The organism is Blautia sp. HA8986 (assembly GCF_056504635.1).
The window spans coordinates 1,948,054-1,966,890 of the sequence record NZ_JBWLUQ010000001.1 but is presented as its reverse complement, the minus strand read 5'-3'; the positions used below and the strand labels follow the sequence as shown (position 1 = coordinate 1,966,890).

The following is an 18,837-nucleotide window of genomic DNA, read 5'->3' as shown; positions in this document are numbered from 1 at the left end:
ATAGATTAAATATGAAAGACACAAAATACAAGATATTAGCATATTTTGACAATCAATCATATCGAAAACTATTCAATGAGGTAAACTCAGATTATGCAGAAAATCTACAAATTTTACTGCATAATTTGAGTTTATTTTCTTATGATGTGCTTATAATAGGAGTGATCCTTTATAAAGAGAACATAAGTAATATTATATCTGCTATTAGAAAAATAACGCAGATACCAATTATTATTTTGACGGATGCTTCCTCTTTATTGTGTATGTCATGGAAAAAAGAATTAATATACGCTGGTGCAGATTGTGTAATGGATATAAATAGCACTATAGAAGAAGTAGATCTGCAGATTTTTTCATTGGCACGACGAAATAATAAACAAAAAATAACTCAAAAGCAATCCGAAACGATGATTAATAAGGGAAAACTTGTAATGGATCATAAGAAACATAAAGTATTTTGGAATAATGTAGCGTTACATTTAACACGACAAGAATATAATTTTTTATTGATTTGATAGACGGAAATCTTCTTATAAGCCCGCGCAAGTGTTTATAAAACCTTGCAAAAATGGCTTAAAATCAAGGTTTTCCGCGTATTGTCATTTATCTTGCCGTATCTCCGCATAAGATGATTTTGTAAGACCGGGCACCATTTTGGCACCACAGATTATAGGAGGACGACATGAAAAACGTACTTTTAGACAAGGGTATTATACTCCCGTCCGGCGAAATCAGCAAGGATAAGGTAAACCTTGTAACCGGAGCAATCACGCAGCCATTCGCAGAAATGGTATGGGTAACGACAGGCGGCGACATGGAAACCGTAAACCGCTTGACCGACGTACTTGTTACCATGAACACCCCCGCCGACCGGGGAAAGCTGTTCAAAATCATAAAAATGCTCTATGGGCTTATGGGCTTGCCCTTTTCCGAGGAAGCCGAGCCTATGGACGCAGACCCCGCCGTTTTGGAATACTTCATTTTTTCCTTTACGGCAGACTTTGGCGAAGTCATACAAGACCTCATAGCCGAAGAAGCAGAATAACGCACCGCACAGGCGGCGTTTCTCACTTCCCACAAGGAAGAACAGGAACGCCGCTTTTTTCATGCCCTTTGTTACGCAGTAGGCAGGAAAAAGCCCTTGATTTATGCGGCTTTGCGGGCGCGGTTTTCAGCGGATAAGGGATTGATACCTAAACCCTCAAAATCGCGTTTCTATTGCGTAACAGGTATGCAGCAAAGGAGTGATGAAGCTATGGCAGTTTTCAGAGTGGAGCGCAACAAAGGCTATACGGTTATGAGCAACCACCACTTACGCAATAAGGAGCTATCCCTAAAGGCAAAAGGGCTGTTATCGCAAATGCTGTCCTTGCCGGAGGATTGGGACTACACCCTTGCGGGGCTGTCCTTTATCAACCGGGAGAAAATCGACGCTATCCGGGAAGCCATTAAGGAACTGGAACGCGCCGGGTATATCGTGCGTTCAAGGGAGCGCGACGAGAAAGGACGCTTGCGCGGCACAGACTATGTAATCTTTGAGCAGCCGCAGACCTCGCCTGTATCGGATTTACCTACATTGGATAATCCAACGTTGGAAAAACCTACGCAGGAAAAACCTACGTTGGAAAATCCAACGCAATTAAATAAAGATATACAAAAGACTGACTTACCAAAAAAAGAAAAATCAAATACGGATTTATCAAGTACCGATTCCATTCCTATCCATTCCCTAAATCCCTTGCCTTACGACGGGGAAGCGGCTACGCCGCCGGAACGGAAACGAAAGGAAGCGACAGACGCATACAGCGTTTATGAGGAAATCATCAAGGACAATATCGAGTACGACCATTTTGTACGCTACGGGCAGGTAGACAAAGACCGCTTAGACGAAATTGTTTCGATTATCCTTGAAACGGTATGCAGCAAGAGAAAGACAATCCGTATCGCCGGGGACGATTACCCGGCAGAGCTTGTCAAGGCAAAGTTTATGAAGCTCAACAGCAGCCACATTGAATTTGTCTTTGACTGCATGAAAGAGAATACCACCAAAATCCGCAACATTAAACAGTACCTTAAAGCGGTGCTGTTCAATGCGCCGAATACCATTGACAGCTACTATACCGCCCTTGTCGCACACGATATGGCGACAGGCAAAATCTAAAGGAGGATTACCACATGGCACAGAAAACAGGAGCTTTGATTTTTGACGAACAGACCGACCGCTACGACATTCGCTTTGACATTGCCGACTATTACGGCGGCTTGCATTGCGGGGAGTGTTTCGACGTATTCACAGGCGGCAAATGGAAGCCGACCCGTATTGAAATGAGCGCGGCGCAGGAATGGTACCTTGTGGGTATCCGCGCCGAGGATTTGAACGGCTTGCGCGTCCGTATCTAAAGCCTATGGGCGGCTACCGCAGCGGCGTACCACCCTAACATTATCAGACTACCGCGAAAGGAGGACGGTAAATGCAAGATGAAATCAACGAAAAGACCATAGCCCTTTACATCAAGACCGGGAAACTGACCGCGCAGACGCTTCAAAAGGCTATGAAAACGCTGCTTGCACAGATGAAGAAGCAGAAAGACAAAACGCCGCAGGGCAAACAGACTTTGAAGCAGCTTATGAAGCAGAACGCGGGCGTTTCCAACATTGAGATTACCGAGGGCAATATCAAAGCCTTTGAGAGTACGGCGAAAAAGTACGGTATCGACTTTGCGCTGAAAAAGGACACGACGGAAAGCCCGCCCCGCTACCTTGTGTTTTTCAAAGGGCGCGACGCTGACGTGCTGACCGCAGCTTTTAAGGAATTTTCCGCAAAGAAGCTGACGCAGGAGAAAAAGCCCTCTATCCGCAAGCTGCTTTCCTGTCTGCAAAATGCTGTCTATGTTCTGCTTGATAACGTCATATTCCCGGACTTTCTTTTTCAGCTTGCCATAATCGGCGTAAAGGGCTTCTTTCTGCGCTTGGAGTGCTTCATATTCCTTTTGCAGCGTGGCGGGATTGGGGAGCTTTGTAATGCCCGCCGTTTTGAGTGCCTTTGCCGCAGCTTCATGGTCTACTTGGATAATGTATCCGTCAATGGCAATCTTCCTAAGATATGCCGCCATGTTCCGGGTGGGGACGAGCTTCATTTTTTCAAGAATTAAATCCCGTTCCGCTTCTGTTACTCTAAATTTGATTTGTACCGTTCTTTTGCGTCCGTCCATGCTTTCGCTCCTTTCCATTCCGAGGGTTTGGGATACTTCCCAATAAGCCATTTTCAACCGACGCGTCGCAGCGCAGGAGGGCGAAAATACGGAAGTGGGTACCCGCTTCCTATGCTTGCTATGAAAGTTTTTTCTTACTCCCTATTACAACAGAAAGCCCCGTTTTGCCAAACTTACGCAAAAGAAAAACGCTGCAATCTCAAAAAAGATTACAACGCTTCCTAAATCCTATTCAGTTTTAGGCCGGACATTCCTATTCGCCCTCTTTTTCGACTTCGGAAATCTCTTTTGCCGTTGCGGTGACAATCCGTATGCCTGTATCGCTCATATCATCAAGAAGCGCGTCAAGCTGCCGCCGCTTTGTGTCTTTCTCCGGCTGCGTATCTAAAAGAAACTGGTCTACGGATATATGATAGCGCAGCATAAGCTCAAAGAAAATCTGTAAACTTGGGTGCTGCCCGTTGTTCTCAATGTTTGCAAGGTAACGCGGGGAAATATACATTTCGTCGCTTACTTTCTTGCGGCTCTCTTTGCGCTCTTTCCGCGCGTTCTTTATTGCTTGCCCAAAAGCCTTGAAGTCGTACTTTTCTACTGGTCTTTTTGCCATATTCATTCACCCAGTTACATTTTACTGTTCCCCTTTCTTCTTGGATATGTCTATATACTTCCTATAACGAACCTAAATAATGCCTATTTCCGCACTTGCTATTATTCGCCATACCGTATATAATTATACTGATAAACTTTGAAGAAAGGACGGGTGGCTTATGGAATATATGTCTTGTGCAGAAGCAGCGGGCAAATGGGGCATTTCAGAAAGACGGGTGCAGAAACTTTGTGAGGGGGAGCGCATACCGGGCGTTTCAAAATTTGGCAGTATGTGGCTGATACCAAAGGACGCGGAAAAGCCGACTGATAGACGCAGAAAGGAGTTTCAACATGAATAATGTTTTAATTATCGAAGATGATAAAGAAATTTGCGTTATGATAAAAGACCATCTGGAAAAGTACAATTATCAAGTCTTCTTCACACTTACTGGTGCAAATGCGATTGAACGTATAAAAGAATTATCCCCGGATTTAATTATTTTAGATTTAATGCTTCCTTTTATCAGTGGAGATGAGTTAATTAGAAATATCAGAAAATTTTCAGACGTACCTGTAATTGTTGTTTCTGCAAAAAGTTTAACATTCAACAAAGTCGAACTGCTACGCTTGGGTGCTGATGACTATTTAACAAAGCCGTTTGATTTGGACGAATTACTAGCGCGAATTGAACGCAATTTGCTAAGAAGTCAAAAAGATACTCCCAATCTTTGTTTGACCTTTGGAGAACTTTCCATTAATACATCTTCAAAAATAGTTACTGTTGCAGACGAAATTATTGTGCTTACAGCAAAAGAGTATCAACTTGTAGAACTACTGGCGAAATATCCTGATAAAGTTTTTTCTAAGCAAAATCTTTATGAAAGTATTTGGCAAGAACCATTTGCAAGGGATAATGATGTCATTAACACACATATAAGTAACTTACGAAAAAAATTAAAGGGCGAAGGCTGCCGAATTAAGACCATATGGGGCTTGGGTTACCGATTTGCAAAGTGAGCTTTAGATAATCTTTAGCTTTACCTTTAGATTATTCAAGGAATTGTCTGCGATACTAAATAACAAGAAAGGAGCTGTGAAAAAATGAACGTAACAGTTTTTGAAGCTATCAACATCACAAAAAAGTATCGCAATACACTAGCCCTAAATCAAGTATCTATGTCTGTAATGCAAGGAGATATTTATGGGTTTATCGGAGAAAACGGTGCCGGTAAAACAACAATGATTCGTTTACTAACCGGACTGGCAGAACCTACTACTGGCAAAATTGCTTTATTCGGTGAAAGCAATAAGAAACTTGCAAAGCAGCGTGAGCGCATTGGCTGTATTATTGAAAGCCCTTCTCTTTATCTTGATATGACAGCCTATGAAAATTTGGAGGTACAACGTTTGCAACGCGGTATTCCAGGAAAAGGTTGCATTGATAATGCTTTAGCATTAGTTGGTTTGAAAGATACCGGAAAGAAAAAAGCAAAAGATTTCTCTTTGGGTATGCGGCAGAGACTAGCTCTCGCAATCGCTTTGCTTGGGAATCCTGAATTTCTCGTACTAGATGAACCAATTAACGGACTAGACCCTACTGGAATTATCGAATTAAGAAACTTACTCAAAAGACTAAATAAAGAACGTGGAATCACTATTTTGATTTCAAGTCACATTCTCACGGAACTTCATCAATTAGCAAATAGATATGGTATCTTACATGAGGGGAAACTTTTACAGGAAATTACCGCTACAGAGTTAGACAAACGCTGCAAAAAGCATTTGTTGTTGCAAGTGAATGATGTAGCTGCTGCTAGTGTTTTATTGGAAAGCAAACTGAATACTTCAAATTTTTCTGTTATGCCAGACAAAAGTATTCATCTATATGATTATGTTGAAAATGCCGGAAAAGTATCAGCGTTGCTAAGCGCAAATAACATTACGATTTATCAGTTAGCACAATCTGGAGATAGTCTTGAAACTTATTACACTAATTTGATAGGAGGGTGCCAAAATGATTAACCATTTTAAAGCTGAATTTTATAAATTGCGTCACTCAAAGATATTGATAACTATATTAGGCGTATGTGCGGCGGTTATAATGGTCTCTTTTGCACTTGGTGACATGACTTTTTTTGGAGCCGGAGATGGAACAGAAAGTGTAATCGGATTTCAAGCTAAGTGTTATCTATCTAGTGAAATACCAACGTTTCAAACTGTTGCCCGCTCATCTCTTGCATATACAGCCTTTTTCTGGATTATTGGCATTTTATTTGCAACCATATTTTTTACAAAAGAATATAATACGGGTACAATCAAATTATCTGTTGCATACGGCACTAAACGAACTATTCTCTACTACACCAAAGCGATTACAATATTGGTGGTGTCTCTGATAACGTATCTAATTTTTGTAGCTACATTTTTCGTTATTGAAATCATACAATCCGGTTACATTCCAACTGCGAGTGAAGTAATAAACCTTTTGGGATGGGCTCTTGCTTGCGGAACGGTTTTATTAGCATTAGAAAGCATTTCTATTTTTTTATGTGTCGTTATTCAAAATACAGGGATTGTAACAGGGATTTGCTGCTTATATGTATTCAGTGGAGCGTCTGTTTACTTAATGCTATGGAGTGATATGGAGACGGTTTCAATACCCTTAAAATTTTTTGTATATGGAAATCCTATGTACTATTGGATGAATTTCAGCTCTTGTCGCACAATGGGTATTATTGAGCATTTACCATTCTATTTCATAGGGTGCATTTCTCTTTTGATTGTTGGCGGTCTTATTATGATTAGAAAAGAAATCAAGTAAAAGGGAGGTAGAATATGGGTTGGGCGATTATGTTTCTTGTTCTGATAGCATTGGTCATTATCCTTTCAATTTCTTTAATTAACTGGAAAATACAGATATATAAAGTAATCGTCCAACTAAATGCTATTCTGAATAGAAAAACGAAAAAGTTAGTTACAGTGTCTTTATCTGATAGGCGGTTAGAGCATTTGGTTGAAATCATAAATCAGATTGTATCAAAAGATAATATTTATCTGGGCGAAATTCAAAAAAAGGAGAATGAATTAAAAGAGAATATTTCTTGCCTTTCTCATGATTTACGGACACCACTAACTTCCATTCGCGGATATTTGCAACTTCTATCAAGTGCGCCTGATGAAAAAAGAGCGGAATATATTTCAGCATTATCCGGAAAAGCATTGAGATTAGAACGTCTCATAGATGACTTTTATCAAATCTCTCTTTTAGAAGCAGGACAATATCCATTTTACTATGAAAAGGTTGAGCTATGCTCATTGCTTACTGAAATCCTGCTAGACAATTATTCGATTTTCAGCGTTAATGGAATTGAACCCCAAATAGAAATACCTAATATGGACATCTATCTTAATGCTGACAGAAAGGCGTGTATTCGCATTATACAAAATCTTATATTCAATGCGGTAACATCCACTACAAATAATGTTGTAATTCAACTAATTAATATTGCAGATTCTGTACAACTCTGTATTAAAAATCCTGTTGCATCTATTCCTACAGAAGAATATTCAAAACTGTTGGAACGCTTTTATGTAGCAGATGTTTCAAGAAGTAATGGTACGTCTGGACAAGGACTTTACATTGTGAAAAAGCTATTACTTATGATGAATTGTACAAATCCAATAATTGAAATACATGACCATAATTTTATGATTACGATTGATTTTTCGCCCTTACTCATAAAAAAATAATCTGCCGGACGACGGCAAAAGAAAAAAAGCCGTCGCAAAGCAGAGGTATTTTCACGCGCCATTTCTAAATTACGGCGGCTTTGATTTTCAGAGCCGCCGCTTCTTTTTGCCTATCGGCAAGTCTACGACGACCCTAACACCGTAAAAACGGCGGCTAATGGAGGTAGCCGCCATGATATATAGAGCGTATCGACAAAGTACGGCACATTTCAGCTTATCAAAAAAAGCTCGTCCACCGCCGGGGACACTTCTACCCTCATATATGAACTGTCAAATCATCTAACCCCTTTTCCGTTTCGTATCAATCCGCAGCAGCCCCGTATGTTCCTTGACAAAGAAAGCGACGCAAGATAACGGCGACGCAGTATAGGGCAAACCGGGTACGTCCTTTTTGCGCCGAGCCATACAGAGGGTGCGCCATGACGCTATTTCCTTATCGGGAAAAGCCGAGCGAAAAACACCGCGACGGGAAGCAAGTTAGCAGCTTGCGGGCGACGACACGCATTGAGGGAAGATAAGCCTTTACATCCACAGTCCGAGCGTTCAGAGCGTCGCAGGCAATGGGTAAAGCTGCCTTAAATGAGCAGGGGTGCAATTCCCGCGAGGTTGTGCTAACAGCCGCCCGGTTAAAGCCCACTTTTTGTAACTTGACTTTTTAGCCATTTATGAAAGGGGGTATTTTCCTATGGCAAAAAAGGAAACAACAAGCCCCGCTATCCCTGTATTCCCTATGTTAAAGACCGTTGAGCAAATGAGCAAGATTAGCGGTATCGGGGAAAATAAGCTGCGCGAGCTTATGGATAGCGGCGAGCTTGAATATATACAGAATGGAAACCGCCGTTTGATAGCTGACGCTGCAATCTGGGACTGGTATCACAGGGCAAAGACGACAGCGAAGCCCCCAGCACGACAGGGAGGTTAAGCTATGGCTATACACATTTGAACAGATTTACCAGCTTGTATGGAAAGATTATTCTGTTGGTGATATTAAAAATATCATCTGGTGTCTGGTAAAGCGATTGAGAAAAAAGTTGAATGTCGTTGAAGACGGTGCCGGGAATTGCATTGTCAGTGTCAGGGATATAGGTTACAAATTTGAATTGAATAATGAAAACGAACAGCAGTAAGGCGAATAATCCGTAAAAAGATTGTTCGTCTTATTTTATTTGTGCTGGAAAGAAGGTGATAAAAATTGACCGTCAATTGACAGGTTTCTGACCGTTAACTGACAGGTGCATCCGATACACTGTGCCTTTGTAAAGATATGATTACAAAGGAGATCCGTGTTTGCAGGGAAACAGCAGAGATGCCGGACATTCCTGTGGACAGGAAGAACGAGCCAGATCACCGCCACACTCCGATTTGATTTCACAAAAATTCAGATCGGAGGAAAAGATAAGTGGCTTATAACAAAGCAAAAGAAGAATATAGATGGAACCAGTGGAAAGCAGAGGAAGAGAAGATCCTGCGTGAGCAGGGTGTGGATGAAGAGACGATCCAGAAGCTCCGGGAGTATGACTGGAACGATTTTAACGCAGAGCGGAGATTCCGGGAACATCAGACCTCACTTCTGGACTGTATGGAACTGCTTCTGGAAGAAAAAGAATCAGGAGAGTCTCAGCCAGAGAGTGTGGAAGCCCTGCTCGATACCGTGGAGAATGAGGAATTGCTCCAGATCCTGTTATCGACTGACAAGAAAACTCTTCAGATGGTTGTTCTGAAGATGATGGGATATGCACCAAAGGAGATCAGCCATCACATGGAACTGCCGGAGCAGACTGTTTATACAAGACTGCGGAGGTTACGGGAGAAAATCAAAAAGTCCATGAAATTTGAATAAAACAAAAGGCTCTCATCGGCTGATTATCAGAACGAACAGACAGGAGGATTGATACGATGGATGAGAAAGAAGTGTCCGAAATGCAGGAAGAAATGATGACGGTGCTGGTAGTCGAGCCGATGAAAGCACCCTATGTCAAGAACATCCCCAATGAGCTGGAGGATCTGCAGCAGGCGGTAGGCGGTGACATTGAAATGACCTATCCGTTTGATGATAAAGTTGGAATCCTTTTAAACGGCAATGGAAAATTTGAGGGGCTGCCGTTAAATCGGGCATTGTACGATGACCGAGGACAGGTCTATGATGCCATTGCCGGAACATTCCTTGTAGTAGGACTGACAGAAGACGATTTTACTTCGCTGACACCGGAGCAGATTGAAAAGTTTAAAGAAAAATATCAGTCACCGGAAATTTTCACCCTGTTTAACGGGGAACTTCATGTGATGAAGATGCCGCCGGAAGAAGCCAAAGAGCAGAAAGAAAAGCAGAAGAAAGATGCACAGCAGAAGAATCCGGCAAAAGGAAAAAAGAAAAACAGATCCGGGGAATCACGATAAAAAATTTTTTTGTGAAGTGAATAAAAAAATACACTGCCATCGGCTAGTAAGCAGAGGGACATCCCTCGGCTGTTCTTTGGCAAGTGAATATCGGCACTACAGGTACGTTCCCAACCGTAGAAGCGTGACAGTATGAGCGCCATGATTAAGTATAGGGTAAAGATTCTTAGACTTGGAGCGAGAAAGCATAGCTGTGAATAAGGCGGTGGCAGCCTTTCGCCAAGATCACGGATGGGGGATAATGATACACGTTACCAGCCAGAGAGCGGAAGATGGACTCCGGGTTGTAATCAGAAAGACCCCCAGGACATCTGTGAGCGGCGGCAGGCCAGCCGCCCGCCTGTAGTGTCCCCTTTCCCAGAAGAAATACAGGGATAGTTCCGGGGGTGCGAGGTCAAATGCGGAACAGCAAGATAAAAAAGAAATCAATGAAGAAGTGTGTCGTTGATATCAGATACCATGCGGCTGTGGGAGACTACAGCCGTATTCTTGTGGTATTAACGTCACATCAAGGGGAGAGAAAGATGGAAGAAACAAAAAGAAGTGGGATGAGCAAGGATCAGTTCTGGAATCTGATTGAAAAAGCAAAGGAAGTGTGCGGCACCGATCTGGATGCTTCGGCGGTGTGGATCAAGCAACAGCTTTTCTATATGACACCGGAGGATGTTCTGCAATTCCATAATCTGGTTTACAGTTACCGGGATGCAGCTTATAAGTATGGCTTATGGACAGCGGCAGGTATTCTGATGGAAACAGGGTGCAGTGATGACAGCTTTTCCGATTTTCGGATGTGGTTGATCGCCCAGGGAAAAGATGTATATCTGAATGCCTTAAAAGATCCGGATTCCCTTTCCGGTGTAACTCCTTATGGATACTGTAGTTTTGAATCATTGGGATATATCTCATCGCAGGTCTACAGTGCCATGAAAGGAAAAAATATTTACCAGGATAGTACAGCCAGAATGCAGATGGAAAGCTATGAGCAGGTGATCCGGGATATTGTGTACCATCCCATGATCGAGTATCCGTTGGAATTGCCAGAAGCCATGGTGGTTTATCCGAAACTCTGTGAAAGGCATTTGTCCGAGCAGGTAAGGAATGCTCCACAGAAGGTAAGGACATGGAATGTTTCCCGGACGGATATCCGAAGGATGATGGCACGGGGAAATGCTGCCATAAAGAAAATGCAGGAGCAGGGAGCAAAAGCACCGGAAGCAGTCAGATCCGTCCGTAAGGGTACGGTAAGATAAGCTTCCCGGCAAGGAGAAGTAATGTGTTATAAAAATGAATATCAAAAAAGGGCGCATGGCGAAGTGGAAAGAATCTTTCGGGAACTTCTACCGGAAGTCGGGCTTCACGTAAGAGAAGAACAGATCCGTCTCTGCCATGAAATGCTGGATGCCCTTATGAAAAATGAGATCACGCTCTGTGATGCAGGAGTGGGCATTGGAAAAACCTATGCCTATCTGACTGCCTGCATCCTGATGCGGAAATATAGTGTACTGCATTCCGGTTATTCGGGATGTGACAGGCGGCCTGTGGTGGTATCCACTTCCAGCATTGCCTTACAGAAAGCTATCATAGAGGAATATGTTCCTTTTTTATCGGATGTACTGTTAAAAGCAGATCTGCTTCAGGGAGAATTAAAGGCAGTTGTCCGCAAGGGAAAGGAACATTTTGTATGCGATTACAGGCTGGCCCAAAGACTGGAGGCAGTCCGGGATAAGAATAAAAATCAGGCACAGATGGAGGCATTGAAGTCCCTCCGGCATAACTTTGATTTAGATTCCGTACATAACCTGAGCGGTTTTGACCGCAGGCTGGTGTGCGTACCGAAATTCTGCCCCAGGGAGTGTCCGGGGAAAGCAGGATGCCGTTATCAGAAATATTTGGATGTTTCCAAAAAAGAGGAAGTTTTTATACAGATATGCAATCACAATTATCTTCTGGCAGACGCCATGCACCGGATGAATGAATACCGGCCTCTGCTGGCGGATTACAGAGCATTGGTAGTAGATGAAGCACATAAGCTCCCAGAAGCTGCCAGCCAGATGGATGGGAGAAGTATTGGAAGAGAGGATGTGCAGGAAATCTCGTATTTCTTAAACAGGGAGCATAAAAGTTCGGAAGGTAAGAGACTACAGGATTGGTTTAATACACTTTCAATGGAAATCCGTAAGGATCAGGCCGGGATGGGAGATGACATAGCTGGAAAAGAAAATTTCTATTTTCCGGCAAAGTGCCGATCTTCTCTGGAGCAGGTAAGGGGGAATCTCAGTCTTATGCTTAAAAGACTTGCTGGAAATGTCCCTTACTGGATCTTCCGGCGGCTGGAAGAGATGGAAGAGCTGTTCGGCTGGTTTCTGAAGAAGGATACCAGATACGTTTTATTTCTTCAGCCAGACGGCAGGGGAGATCCTGTGTTTATGGCTGTTAGCAGAGAGATTCCAAGGTTTCTCCATGATTCCTTATGGGACAGGGGATTTCCCTCGATTCTCACCAGTGGAACTTTAAAAGCCGGAAATGGGTTTGTAAGGACCAGACAGATGACCGGGCTGGAAAAGAAAAGCAGAGTCCGGGAGTGTGTAGCAGAATCCCCATTTTGTTACAGAGAGAACTGTCTGCTCTATATTCCTGAGAATTTAAAAGCGACGCTCAAGGGAAGCCGGGAAGAGGTCGAGCAACTTGCAGGCCAGATCCGTGATCTGGTGTGTTCTACTTTTGGGCATACACTGGTACTGTTTACATCTTATACCCTGATGGGAAATGTGCAGCAGCTCCTGCGGGATCAGATCCCGTTCCCGATGGTGCAGGTATGGAGAAACTCACAGGAAGAAATCGCACGGTTTAAGAAGATGGAAAATGCCGTTCTGTTTGCAGCCGGCTCCTGTTGGGAAGGTGTGGATTTTCCGGGGGATATGGTATCGTCCCTGATCATTGTAAAATTGCCGTTTGCTGTACCGGACCCCATCCATGAAGCACAAAGGGAACAATACCGATCACTGGAATCCTACATTCAAAATGTTGTTGTTCCAGATATGCAGAAGAAACTGCGCCAGGGATTCGGACGGGCGATCCGGACGGAGCAGGACACCTGTGTAGTGTCCATTTTAGACCACCGAGCGGCAAAGAAAGGAAAGTACCGGGGAGATGTTCTGGACGCCCTGCCAAAGTGCCAGATGGCAGAAAAAATCGATGAAGTAGAGGACTTTATCCGAAGCCGGAAAGTGGAGCGTTACTACAGCTGATAACATCCGTGGTGTTGTTGGTTCTGCCCAGATCTGGACAGAAAATAAGACAAAAAGTTTAGTGGTATTTCAGGAGCGGTTTTGACCGAATTGGTGGTATTTGTGATAGCTTTATCGGCATGAGTTGGGTATACTGTGTATAGCGTTAGAGGAAAGGAAGTGAGCAGGAATGAGACGATATGAACTGGAAAAAGAAAGAGAGGGTTCCACCGTTTATTTCTTTATCAGAGATGTGGAAACACTGGATATCGTCCTGCTTCCAACCAAATATCTGATGCACAAGATACGGAGTAAATGTTCACCGAATACGGTGCGGCGCTCCGCACTTGCAATCCTGTACTATCTGGAATACATCCATGAAAAGAAAAAGGAATTGACAGACGTATATCAAATGCCTTATGTTGAACAGACAAATCACTTTGTGGAATTTTTATACTGGCTGAAAGCCGGGAAGCATACCAGAGATAAAAATCACAGATCTCCAAACAATGGAACCTGCAACGCATACTTAAGAGATGTGTTCAGGTTCTATCTTTTTATAGAAGAAGAGTACCAGCAGTTCGGGGAGCTGAAAGTCCTGTCCTATAATTATTTTGTAGCCGTGGATGCAGTAGGCGTAAAGAAAAGCATACGATCAAAGAGTTTCAAAGGCTATTTAAAAGAGGAAGAGCATAAGGCGAGAGCAGCAAAGAAAGATGAAATTGTGGAAATCTTGAAAGCGTGTACCAATATAAGAGATCGGCTTCTCATGCTGCTTCTGGCAGAGACAGGCTACCGAATCGGTGAGATCTTAGGAATTGATTACAGTAAGGACATTGATTATCAGAACCACATAATCCGGGTATATTTCCGTGAGGACAATGAAAATGGAGCGAGAGCAAAGAATGCAGAATACCGAAGTGCGAAGATCAGCAAAGATACCTTCGGCTTTTTAAATCTGTATATCGCAGAGTACCGAAAACTACTTCAGCACCAGACAAGCCTGTTTGTGAATATTTCCGGGGATAATATCGGAAAACCAATGAACGTGGAAGCAGTATACTCCATGCTAAAAAGAATGGATAAGAAAACAGGGATTAAGATCACGCCTCATATGCTCCGGCATTACTTTGGAAATGAGCGGAGAAAAGCAGGATGGTCGCTGGAACTGATACAGCTGGCCTATGGACACCGCCACATCCAGACAACCATCAATTATCTGGACATTGTGGATGATGAACTGCTGGATGCCAGCCAGGAATTCTACGAGAAACACTCCTCCCTGTATGGGATTGAGGAATTGCTATAGGAGGTGGTTTTTATGCCTGCGTTTTTACAGTCTTTTATAGAGGCAGAACAAGAACGGAGCAGGCGGATTGAGCAGCTACGAAAAGAAATCCGGGAGTTTGCAAAAGAGGAAGCAGGAAGTTCCATTACAGAACAGATTCTGCTGTTTCTGGCAGATGAGATGGTAGAACATCTTTCGGAAATAGATTATGAACTGCGAATGAAATTTGAATTATACATAACACCGCTGATAAAGCGAAATTACATTTACCGATATACCGGAACGTTCGACCGGATACGGCAGGCGTACATCCGGGAACGGATGAAAACTCCGGCTGGACAGAGGGAATGTGAATGGAAATATAAAAATGAAATACTTTTTGTTCCATACCACTCAGATCCTGTAATCGTAAAGAGTGTGGAAACGGTACGGTGTCGGAGCAACATGGTCTGGAATTTTAAAGCGGCAGCCAGTGAGAAACTGAAACGTCAGATTTTTACCGTGCTGGAATATATTCTGAAGAATTATGAAATTTCCAGACTGAGGGAATATAAACTGACCGGGCTACAGCTTTTTTACGAATTTTGCATCCGGGAGCAGATTACAGATATCCAGCTTCTGGAGCTGGAACAGGAAACAGCATTTCAGGACTACCTGAAGCAGAAAGTCGAGAAAGAGCAACGGCGAAAACGACTGAAGAGCATTGTGGAAACTGCCCGTAAAGTGATTTTTATAGAAACTGATGAAACAAGATGGGATGCTACCATCTGGTATTTAGAGCGGTTTCGTATTGCCAAAGAAAGAATAAACCAGAGTGACAGTATAGAAAAAATATCATTTCAGGAAGTTCTACAGCCCAAGAATCGATTGCTGCTTCAGGAATATATGAAGTACGAAATTGGAATCGGAGAACTGGCGCTCAGCACGGTGTACGAAAGATTCCGAACCATTCGAAATTTTTTGCAGGAGATCAGCGAACTGGAAGTTACCAAGTGTGATGCCAGCCTGATTGATGTATATTTAAAGAATTTGCAGAATGGTGCTATGGGAGCAAAGACATTTAATACCAATGTTTCGGGAATACAGTTTTTTATGAAATTTCTGGAAGTAAAGGGGTATATAAAAAAGGTTCCGTTTTATGCATCGTATTACTTGGAAAAACAGATCCCAGTCCACCATGACAGAAGTGTGGAAGAGGATGTGTATATGGAAATTATCCAAAACCTCTCACAGTTTCCTGAACACCTGAGAATGATGTTTTTACATCTCTGGTGTGTGGGACTCCGGATCAGTGAGGTCTGCACCTTAAAAGGGGATGCGTATTATATCCAGAATGGTGACTGCTGGATGAAGGTCTACCAGGTGAAAATGAAAAATTATAAAAGGGTTCCCATTCCGGTAACATTGTATCGTCTGATGCAGGTTTATCTGAAAAAGCACCCTACCAAAAAAGAAGCATACATTTTTCGGAATCGGAAAGGTGGAGCATTTTCCAAAAGCACCTTCATGGGGCAGATGAAAAAATACTGCTCCCAGATAGGCATACAGAATGGAGAATATATTTTTAAGTCTCATGATTACCGACATACCGTAGCAACCAATTTTTATGAGCATGGCGTATCAATCCAAAGCATCCGGGACTATCTGGGACATACGTTTGAGGAAATGACCATGCAGTATATAGATTATATGCCAAGAAAAATTGCTAAAGAAAATGACGCATACTTTGAGGAAGAGGAAAACAGCCTGCTTGCCTGTATGCAGAAAGGAGAGAAGCATGGATAATAAACTGAAATTCCAACAACTGGAATGTTATAAGCTGGCTACCGATGAGCAAAAGGAAAAGCTGAATAAGGAACAATATTTTGATCTGGATAAACTGCCGGAAAACCAGCTTCAGACAGAATTTGTCGAATACATTTACTACCGTGGAACGCAGGTATCCATCCTGACCATAAAAAGGGAAAGGCATTATTTTAACAGCTTATGTGAATTTTTTCAGAAGTCATCCCATCAGGAAAACAGCCTGCTTGACAGAGAAAAAGACTTCTGGATAAAGCAGTTGAAAATGTGGATGATACAAAACGGTAGGGCTTTGACGAAGCATAAAGTGACGAACATTCAGACTGAATCGGTGGAAAAAGCTGCCCTGATCCGGTATTTTGAAAGCCTTCTGGAATTTACACTGGACCGATCAGAAACCAATGAGCTGGCAAAGGATATCTGGCATCTGGAAAGGCTTCCGCTTATCCTGCGGACAAATCCGATTGTCAACCATAAGACACTAAATTTCAGAGGAATCCGGCAACCAGATATTCGGGAAGAAGTAAAAAAAGCAATTTACCATCATCTGAAAACCGAAGCCCTTGGCAGTATAAAACGTGAACTGTCCGCCATGAATAAATTTTCAAAGTATTTGGATGAAAAGCATTCCAAGATCAGCACCTGCGAAGAGATTGACCGGGAGATCATAGAACAATTTTTAATCAACATCAAGGTAGAATCAAACGGAGGGAATGGCATCCGGGATGACCTGCTAAAGCTTCGAAATGTGCTGGAAACAATCGGAAAAATTTATGATTTTCCACATCTTACAAAACTGTTTTTAAAATCTGATTTTCCGCCAGAACGGAAAGCAGAATTCAAATCTTATTCGGACAGTGAGCTGAAAAGACTGAATGCCCAGATTGTAAAAATGGAAGAGCAGATAGCAAGGGCAATGATCATCCACCAGATGCTTGGAACCAGAATTTCCGACACGCTGACCTTGCGGAAAGACTGCCTTTATAAACATGACCGTCAGGATATGATTATCATATACCAGCCGAAAACAAGAAGATATGAAAAACCGATCAGCCGGGAGCTGGCACAGCTGATTGGAAAGGCAGTCAGTTATGCAAATGAGCATTATCCTGAAAGCATTTATATCTTTGCGGACGAGAACAAACCGGAGAGACCAATCAGTTACCAAACCTTGCAGGATAAAGTGCTTCGAATGATCTATGAAAAAGATATCCGAGATGACAGCGGGAAATTATTCGGATTTGGAACGCATATGTTCCGGCACTGTTATGGGGTAAAGCTGACAGAACTCCATGTGGATGATTGGACCATAGCAAAGCTCCTGGGTCATAAAGGAGTGAAAAGCGTCCAGTACTACCGGAAAATGAGCAATCAGAGACTGGCAGATGAGACAAGGGAAGTAAGAAATCTTATGTCACAGATTATCTTAGCAAATCTGGACGGATGGGGAGAAGAATATGAGCAAATACGACAAGATGCTGGAATTGAATAAAAGAAAGAGCGAAGAAAAAGTGGAACGGGCAGTCCTGACAATACGGACAATGGTGTTGGAGAGAGAAAAGGTGTCCGTACCAGCACTGATGCAAAAGACTGGTTTATCTAGAGGATTCTTTTACAAGAATCCGATTGTAAGAGGTGAGATTGATGCAGCAATGGAACAGCAGGCTGGTATGGTGGATCCAAGGAGAAACATTATCAGTCAGGCGATGGAAGCGGAAATGAATCTGCTCCGGCAACAGCTACAGAAACTGAAAAGCGAAAATGAGAATCTAATAAAGGAAAACCAGAAGTTAAAAAAAGCACTATCCAAGAAAGAGTTGAATCTTATCAAACAGATTTAAGCTATATCATAATGCAAAGTAGGTCTGCCAGAATACAGCAGATCTGTTTTGCATTGTGATATAGAAACAGATTATGCTTAAAAGGCATTAAGCAACCCATAATAATGGGTATTGGACATAGAAAGCAATATGGGAGTATGATGATACCGATAAGAAATAGAGTGTACCTGAAATGCAAACTGTCACAGAAAAATTATGAACTTTATGTAAAAAGTTGCAAAATCTATTGACCTAGAGCTTACTTCAGGTTGTACCATAAAATAAAAAGAGCAAGGAGGAATTTTTTATGGATATCGAACAGATGAAAAAAGACTTAGGTGGAGGTAACGTATTTCCAATCGGTGAAGAAAACGTAGCATTCGCAAAGTATTTTACAGGTGAATGCTATTTGAATATGCTTACAACAGAGAGAGTACCAGTTGGTCTGGTTACTTTCGCTCCGGGAACAATCAATGCATACCACATCCATCATAAAGGTGGACAGATCCTTCTGGTTACTGGTGGAAGAGGATGGTACCAGGAAGAAGGAAAACCAGCTCGTGAATTGAAAGCTGGAGATGTAGTAAATATTTCACCAGAAGTAAAACACTGGCACGGGGCAGCGAAAGACAGCTGGTTCCAGCATCTGGCTGTTGAAGTTCCAGCAGAGGGAGCTTCCAATGAATGGCTTGAGTTTTTACCGGAAGAAGAGTATGACAAATTACCATAAATAAGAAAGATGGAGGTTTGAT

The 18,837-nt window shown here is 42.5% G+C and carries 21 protein-coding genes and 3 pseudogenes; 21 read left to right on the top strand and 3 right to left on the bottom strand.

Annotation, left to right across the window (positions count from 1 at the left end):
• Nucleotides 1-11: 11 nt before the first annotated feature.
• From AC04Q4_RS09265 to AC04Q4_RS09245, 5 genes and pseudogenes are all read left to right on the top strand, one after another.
• Entirely contained in the window at nt 12-515 is a 504-nt protein-coding gene (locus AC04Q4_RS09265; RefSeq protein ID WP_226840123.1) for a response regulator, read from the top strand.
• Nucleotides 516-682: 167 nt separating this feature from the next.
• On the top strand, nt 683-1,045 hold the full coding sequence (locus tag AC04Q4_RS09260; protein WP_002584990.1) for a hypothetical protein: 363 nt from the start codon (nt 683-685) through the stop codon (nt 1,043-1,045).
• 210 nt (nt 1,046-1,255) lie between these two features.
• Nucleotides 1,256-2,161: a DUF6017 domain-containing protein gene (locus AC04Q4_RS09255; RefSeq protein ID WP_055057439.1), complete on the top strand. Its 906-nt coding sequence runs from the start codon at nt 1,256-1,258 to the stop codon at nt 2,159-2,161.
• Between the two features lie 14 nt (nt 2,162-2,175).
• Entirely contained in the window at nt 2,176-2,400 is a 225-nt protein-coding gene (locus tag AC04Q4_RS09250) for a DUF5348 domain-containing protein (RefSeq protein WP_002584988.1), read from the top strand.
• Between the two features lie 71 nt (nt 2,401-2,471).
• Nucleotides 2,472-2,885 (top strand): annotated as a pseudogene (locus AC04Q4_RS09245) (PcfB family protein); the annotation flags it as partial.
• Here the strand turns inward: AC04Q4_RS09245 and AC04Q4_RS09240 are convergent.
• From AC04Q4_RS09240 to AC04Q4_RS09230, 3 genes and pseudogenes are all read right to left on the bottom strand, one after another.
• Nucleotides 2,862-3,059: pseudogene (locus tag AC04Q4_RS09240) on the bottom strand (relaxase/mobilization nuclease); the annotation flags it as partial. The pseudogenes AC04Q4_RS09245 and AC04Q4_RS09240 sit on opposite strands and share 24 nt — an antisense overlap.
• 33 nt (nt 3,060-3,092) lie before the next feature.
• A pseudogene (locus AC04Q4_RS09235) lies at nt 3,093-3,212 on the bottom strand (plasmid mobilization protein); the annotation flags it as partial.
• A gap of 253 nt (nt 3,213-3,465) precedes the next feature.
• The gene (locus tag AC04Q4_RS09230; RefSeq protein ID WP_055057438.1) at nt 3,466-3,819 is read right to left on the bottom strand and encodes a helix-turn-helix domain-containing protein; all 354 of its coding nucleotides are present in this window, start codon (nt 3,817-3,819) and stop codon (nt 3,466-3,468) included.
• A gap of 160 nt (nt 3,820-3,979) precedes the next feature.
• On the opposite strand from AC04Q4_RS09230, the gene AC04Q4_RS09225 reads away from it, so the two are divergent.
• The 16 genes from AC04Q4_RS09225 (at nt 3,980) to AC04Q4_RS09150 (ending at nt 18,815) form a co-directional block, all read left to right on the top strand.
• On the top strand, nt 3,980-4,159 hold the full coding sequence (locus AC04Q4_RS09225; RefSeq protein ID WP_117628465.1) for a MerR family transcriptional regulator: 180 nt from the start codon (nt 3,980-3,982) through the stop codon (nt 4,157-4,159).
• A complete protein-coding gene (locus AC04Q4_RS09220; RefSeq protein ID WP_014081151.1) occupies nt 4,152-4,817 on the top strand; it encodes a response regulator transcription factor in 666 nt (221 codons plus the stop codon). The genes AC04Q4_RS09225 and AC04Q4_RS09220 overlap by 8 nt, the downstream gene beginning before the upstream one ends.
• An 84-nt stretch (nt 4,818-4,901) precedes the next feature.
• Nucleotides 4,902-5,822, top strand: coding sequence for an ATP-binding cassette domain-containing protein (locus tag AC04Q4_RS09215; protein WP_015533989.1), 921 nt, complete (start codon nt 4,902-4,904; stop codon nt 5,820-5,822).
• On the top strand, nt 5,815-6,621 hold the full coding sequence (locus AC04Q4_RS09210) for an ABC transporter permease (RefSeq protein WP_055057437.1): 807 nt from the start codon (nt 5,815-5,817) through the stop codon (nt 6,619-6,621). Before AC04Q4_RS09215 ends, AC04Q4_RS09210 begins: the two co-directional genes overlap by 8 nt.
• Before the next feature lie 14 nt (nt 6,622-6,635).
• Entirely contained in the window at nt 6,636-7,550 is a 915-nt protein-coding gene (locus AC04Q4_RS09205) for a sensor histidine kinase (RefSeq protein ID WP_014081148.1), read from the top strand.
• A 685-nt stretch (nt 7,551-8,235) separates the two neighbouring features.
• Nucleotides 8,236-8,472, top strand: a complete 237-nt coding sequence (locus AC04Q4_RS09200; RefSeq protein WP_015533395.1) for a MerR family transcriptional regulator — start codon at nt 8,236-8,238, stop codon at nt 8,470-8,472.
• Complete coding sequence (locus AC04Q4_RS09195) at nt 8,399-8,677, top strand: winged helix-turn-helix domain-containing protein (RefSeq protein WP_081026366.1); 279 nt, start codon at nt 8,399-8,401, stop codon at nt 8,675-8,677. The genes AC04Q4_RS09200 and AC04Q4_RS09195 overlap by 74 nt, the downstream gene beginning before the upstream one ends.
• 272 nt (nt 8,678-8,949) lie before the next feature.
• Nucleotides 8,950-9,390, top strand: coding sequence for an ECF-type sigma factor (locus tag AC04Q4_RS09190; RefSeq protein WP_055057436.1), 441 nt, complete (start codon nt 8,950-8,952; stop codon nt 9,388-9,390).
• A gap of 56 nt (nt 9,391-9,446) precedes the next feature.
• Nucleotides 9,447-9,947 carry a DUF3846 domain-containing protein gene (locus AC04Q4_RS09185; RefSeq protein ID WP_015533396.1) on the top strand — a complete coding sequence of 167 codons (501 nt, stop codon included), beginning with the start codon at nt 9,447-9,449 and terminating at the stop codon, nt 9,945-9,947.
• A 524-nt stretch (nt 9,948-10,471) separates the two neighbouring features.
• Entirely contained in the window at nt 10,472-11,197 is a 726-nt protein-coding gene (locus AC04Q4_RS09180; RefSeq protein ID WP_055153011.1) for a DUF4240 domain-containing protein, read from the top strand.
• A 21-nt stretch (nt 11,198-11,218) separates the two neighbouring features.
• The gene (locus AC04Q4_RS09175; protein ID WP_055057433.1) at nt 11,219-13,195 is read left to right on the top strand and encodes an ATP-dependent DNA helicase; all 1,977 of its coding nucleotides are present in this window, start codon (nt 11,219-11,221) and stop codon (nt 13,193-13,195) included.
• A gap of 169 nt (nt 13,196-13,364) precedes the next feature.
• The gene (locus AC04Q4_RS09170; protein ID WP_015533399.1) at nt 13,365-14,483 is read left to right on the top strand and encodes a tyrosine-type recombinase/integrase; all 1,119 of its coding nucleotides are present in this window, start codon (nt 13,365-13,367) and stop codon (nt 14,481-14,483) included.
• Between the two features lie 12 nt (nt 14,484-14,495).
• Nucleotides 14,496-16,247 (top strand): tyrosine-type recombinase/integrase, encoded by a 1,752-nt coding sequence (locus tag AC04Q4_RS09165; protein ID WP_055153009.1) that lies wholly within the window; start codon nt 14,496-14,498, stop codon nt 16,245-16,247.
• Entirely contained in the window at nt 16,240-17,757 is a 1,518-nt protein-coding gene (locus tag AC04Q4_RS09160; RefSeq protein WP_015533402.1) for a tyrosine-type recombinase/integrase, read from the top strand. Before AC04Q4_RS09165 ends, AC04Q4_RS09160 begins: the two co-directional genes overlap by 8 nt.
• Nucleotides 17,723-18,106: a DUF6262 family protein gene (locus AC04Q4_RS09155; RefSeq protein WP_015533403.1), complete on the top strand. Its 384-nt coding sequence runs from the start codon at nt 17,723-17,725 to the stop codon at nt 18,104-18,106. The genes AC04Q4_RS09160 and AC04Q4_RS09155 overlap by 35 nt, the downstream gene beginning before the upstream one ends.
• 286 nt (nt 18,107-18,392) lie before the next feature.
• Nucleotides 18,393-18,815 carry a cupin domain-containing protein gene (locus AC04Q4_RS09150; protein WP_015533404.1) on the top strand — a complete coding sequence of 141 codons (423 nt, stop codon included), beginning with the start codon at nt 18,393-18,395 and terminating at the stop codon, nt 18,813-18,815.
• Nucleotides 18,816-18,837 lie beyond the last annotated feature (22 nt).

What these genes read in the sequence shown, in the direction of transcription:
- AC04Q4_RS09265 (WP_226840123.1), top strand. Translation starts at nt 12, where the DNA reads ATGAAAGACACAAAATACAAGATATTAGCATATTTTGACAATCAATCA.
- AC04Q4_RS09260 (WP_002584990.1), top strand. Translation starts at nt 683, where the DNA reads ATGAAAAACGTACTTTTAGACAAGGGTATTATACTCCCGTCCGGCGAA.
- AC04Q4_RS09255 (WP_055057439.1), top strand. Translation starts at nt 1,256, where the DNA reads ATGGCAGTTTTCAGAGTGGAGCGCAACAAAGGCTATACGGTTATGAGC.
- AC04Q4_RS09250 (WP_002584988.1), top strand. Translation starts at nt 2,176, where the DNA reads ATGGCACAGAAAACAGGAGCTTTGATTTTTGACGAACAGACCGACCGC.
- AC04Q4_RS09230 (WP_055057438.1), bottom strand. Translation starts at nt 3,819, where the DNA reads ATGGCAAAAAGACCAGTAGAAAAGTACGACTTCAAGGCTTTTGGGCAA.
- AC04Q4_RS09225 (WP_117628465.1), top strand. Translation starts at nt 3,980, where the DNA reads ATGGAATATATGTCTTGTGCAGAAGCAGCGGGCAAATGGGGCATTTCA.
- AC04Q4_RS09220 (WP_014081151.1), top strand. Translation starts at nt 4,152, where the DNA reads ATGAATAATGTTTTAATTATCGAAGATGATAAAGAAATTTGCGTTATG.
- AC04Q4_RS09215 (WP_015533989.1), top strand. Translation starts at nt 4,902, where the DNA reads ATGAACGTAACAGTTTTTGAAGCTATCAACATCACAAAAAAGTATCGC.
- AC04Q4_RS09210 (WP_055057437.1), top strand. Translation starts at nt 5,815, where the DNA reads ATGATTAACCATTTTAAAGCTGAATTTTATAAATTGCGTCACTCAAAG.
- AC04Q4_RS09205 (WP_014081148.1), top strand. Translation starts at nt 6,636, where the DNA reads ATGGGTTGGGCGATTATGTTTCTTGTTCTGATAGCATTGGTCATTATC.
- AC04Q4_RS09200 (WP_015533395.1), top strand. Translation starts at nt 8,236, where the DNA reads ATGGCAAAAAAGGAAACAACAAGCCCCGCTATCCCTGTATTCCCTATG.
- AC04Q4_RS09185 (WP_015533396.1), top strand. Translation starts at nt 9,447, where the DNA reads ATGGATGAGAAAGAAGTGTCCGAAATGCAGGAAGAAATGATGACGGTG.
- AC04Q4_RS09180 (WP_055153011.1), top strand. Translation starts at nt 10,472, where the DNA reads ATGGAAGAAACAAAAAGAAGTGGGATGAGCAAGGATCAGTTCTGGAAT.
- AC04Q4_RS09175 (WP_055057433.1), top strand. Translation starts at nt 11,219, where the DNA reads ATGTGTTATAAAAATGAATATCAAAAAAGGGCGCATGGCGAAGTGGAA.
- AC04Q4_RS09170 (WP_015533399.1), top strand. Translation starts at nt 13,365, where the DNA reads ATGAGACGATATGAACTGGAAAAAGAAAGAGAGGGTTCCACCGTTTAT.
- AC04Q4_RS09165 (WP_055153009.1), top strand. Translation starts at nt 14,496, where the DNA reads ATGCCTGCGTTTTTACAGTCTTTTATAGAGGCAGAACAAGAACGGAGC.
- AC04Q4_RS09160 (WP_015533402.1), top strand. Translation starts at nt 16,240, where the DNA reads ATGGATAATAAACTGAAATTCCAACAACTGGAATGTTATAAGCTGGCT.
- AC04Q4_RS09155 (WP_015533403.1), top strand. Translation starts at nt 17,723, where the DNA reads ATGAGCAAATACGACAAGATGCTGGAATTGAATAAAAGAAAGAGCGAA.
- AC04Q4_RS09150 (WP_015533404.1), top strand. Translation starts at nt 18,393, where the DNA reads ATGGATATCGAACAGATGAAAAAAGACTTAGGTGGAGGTAACGTATTT.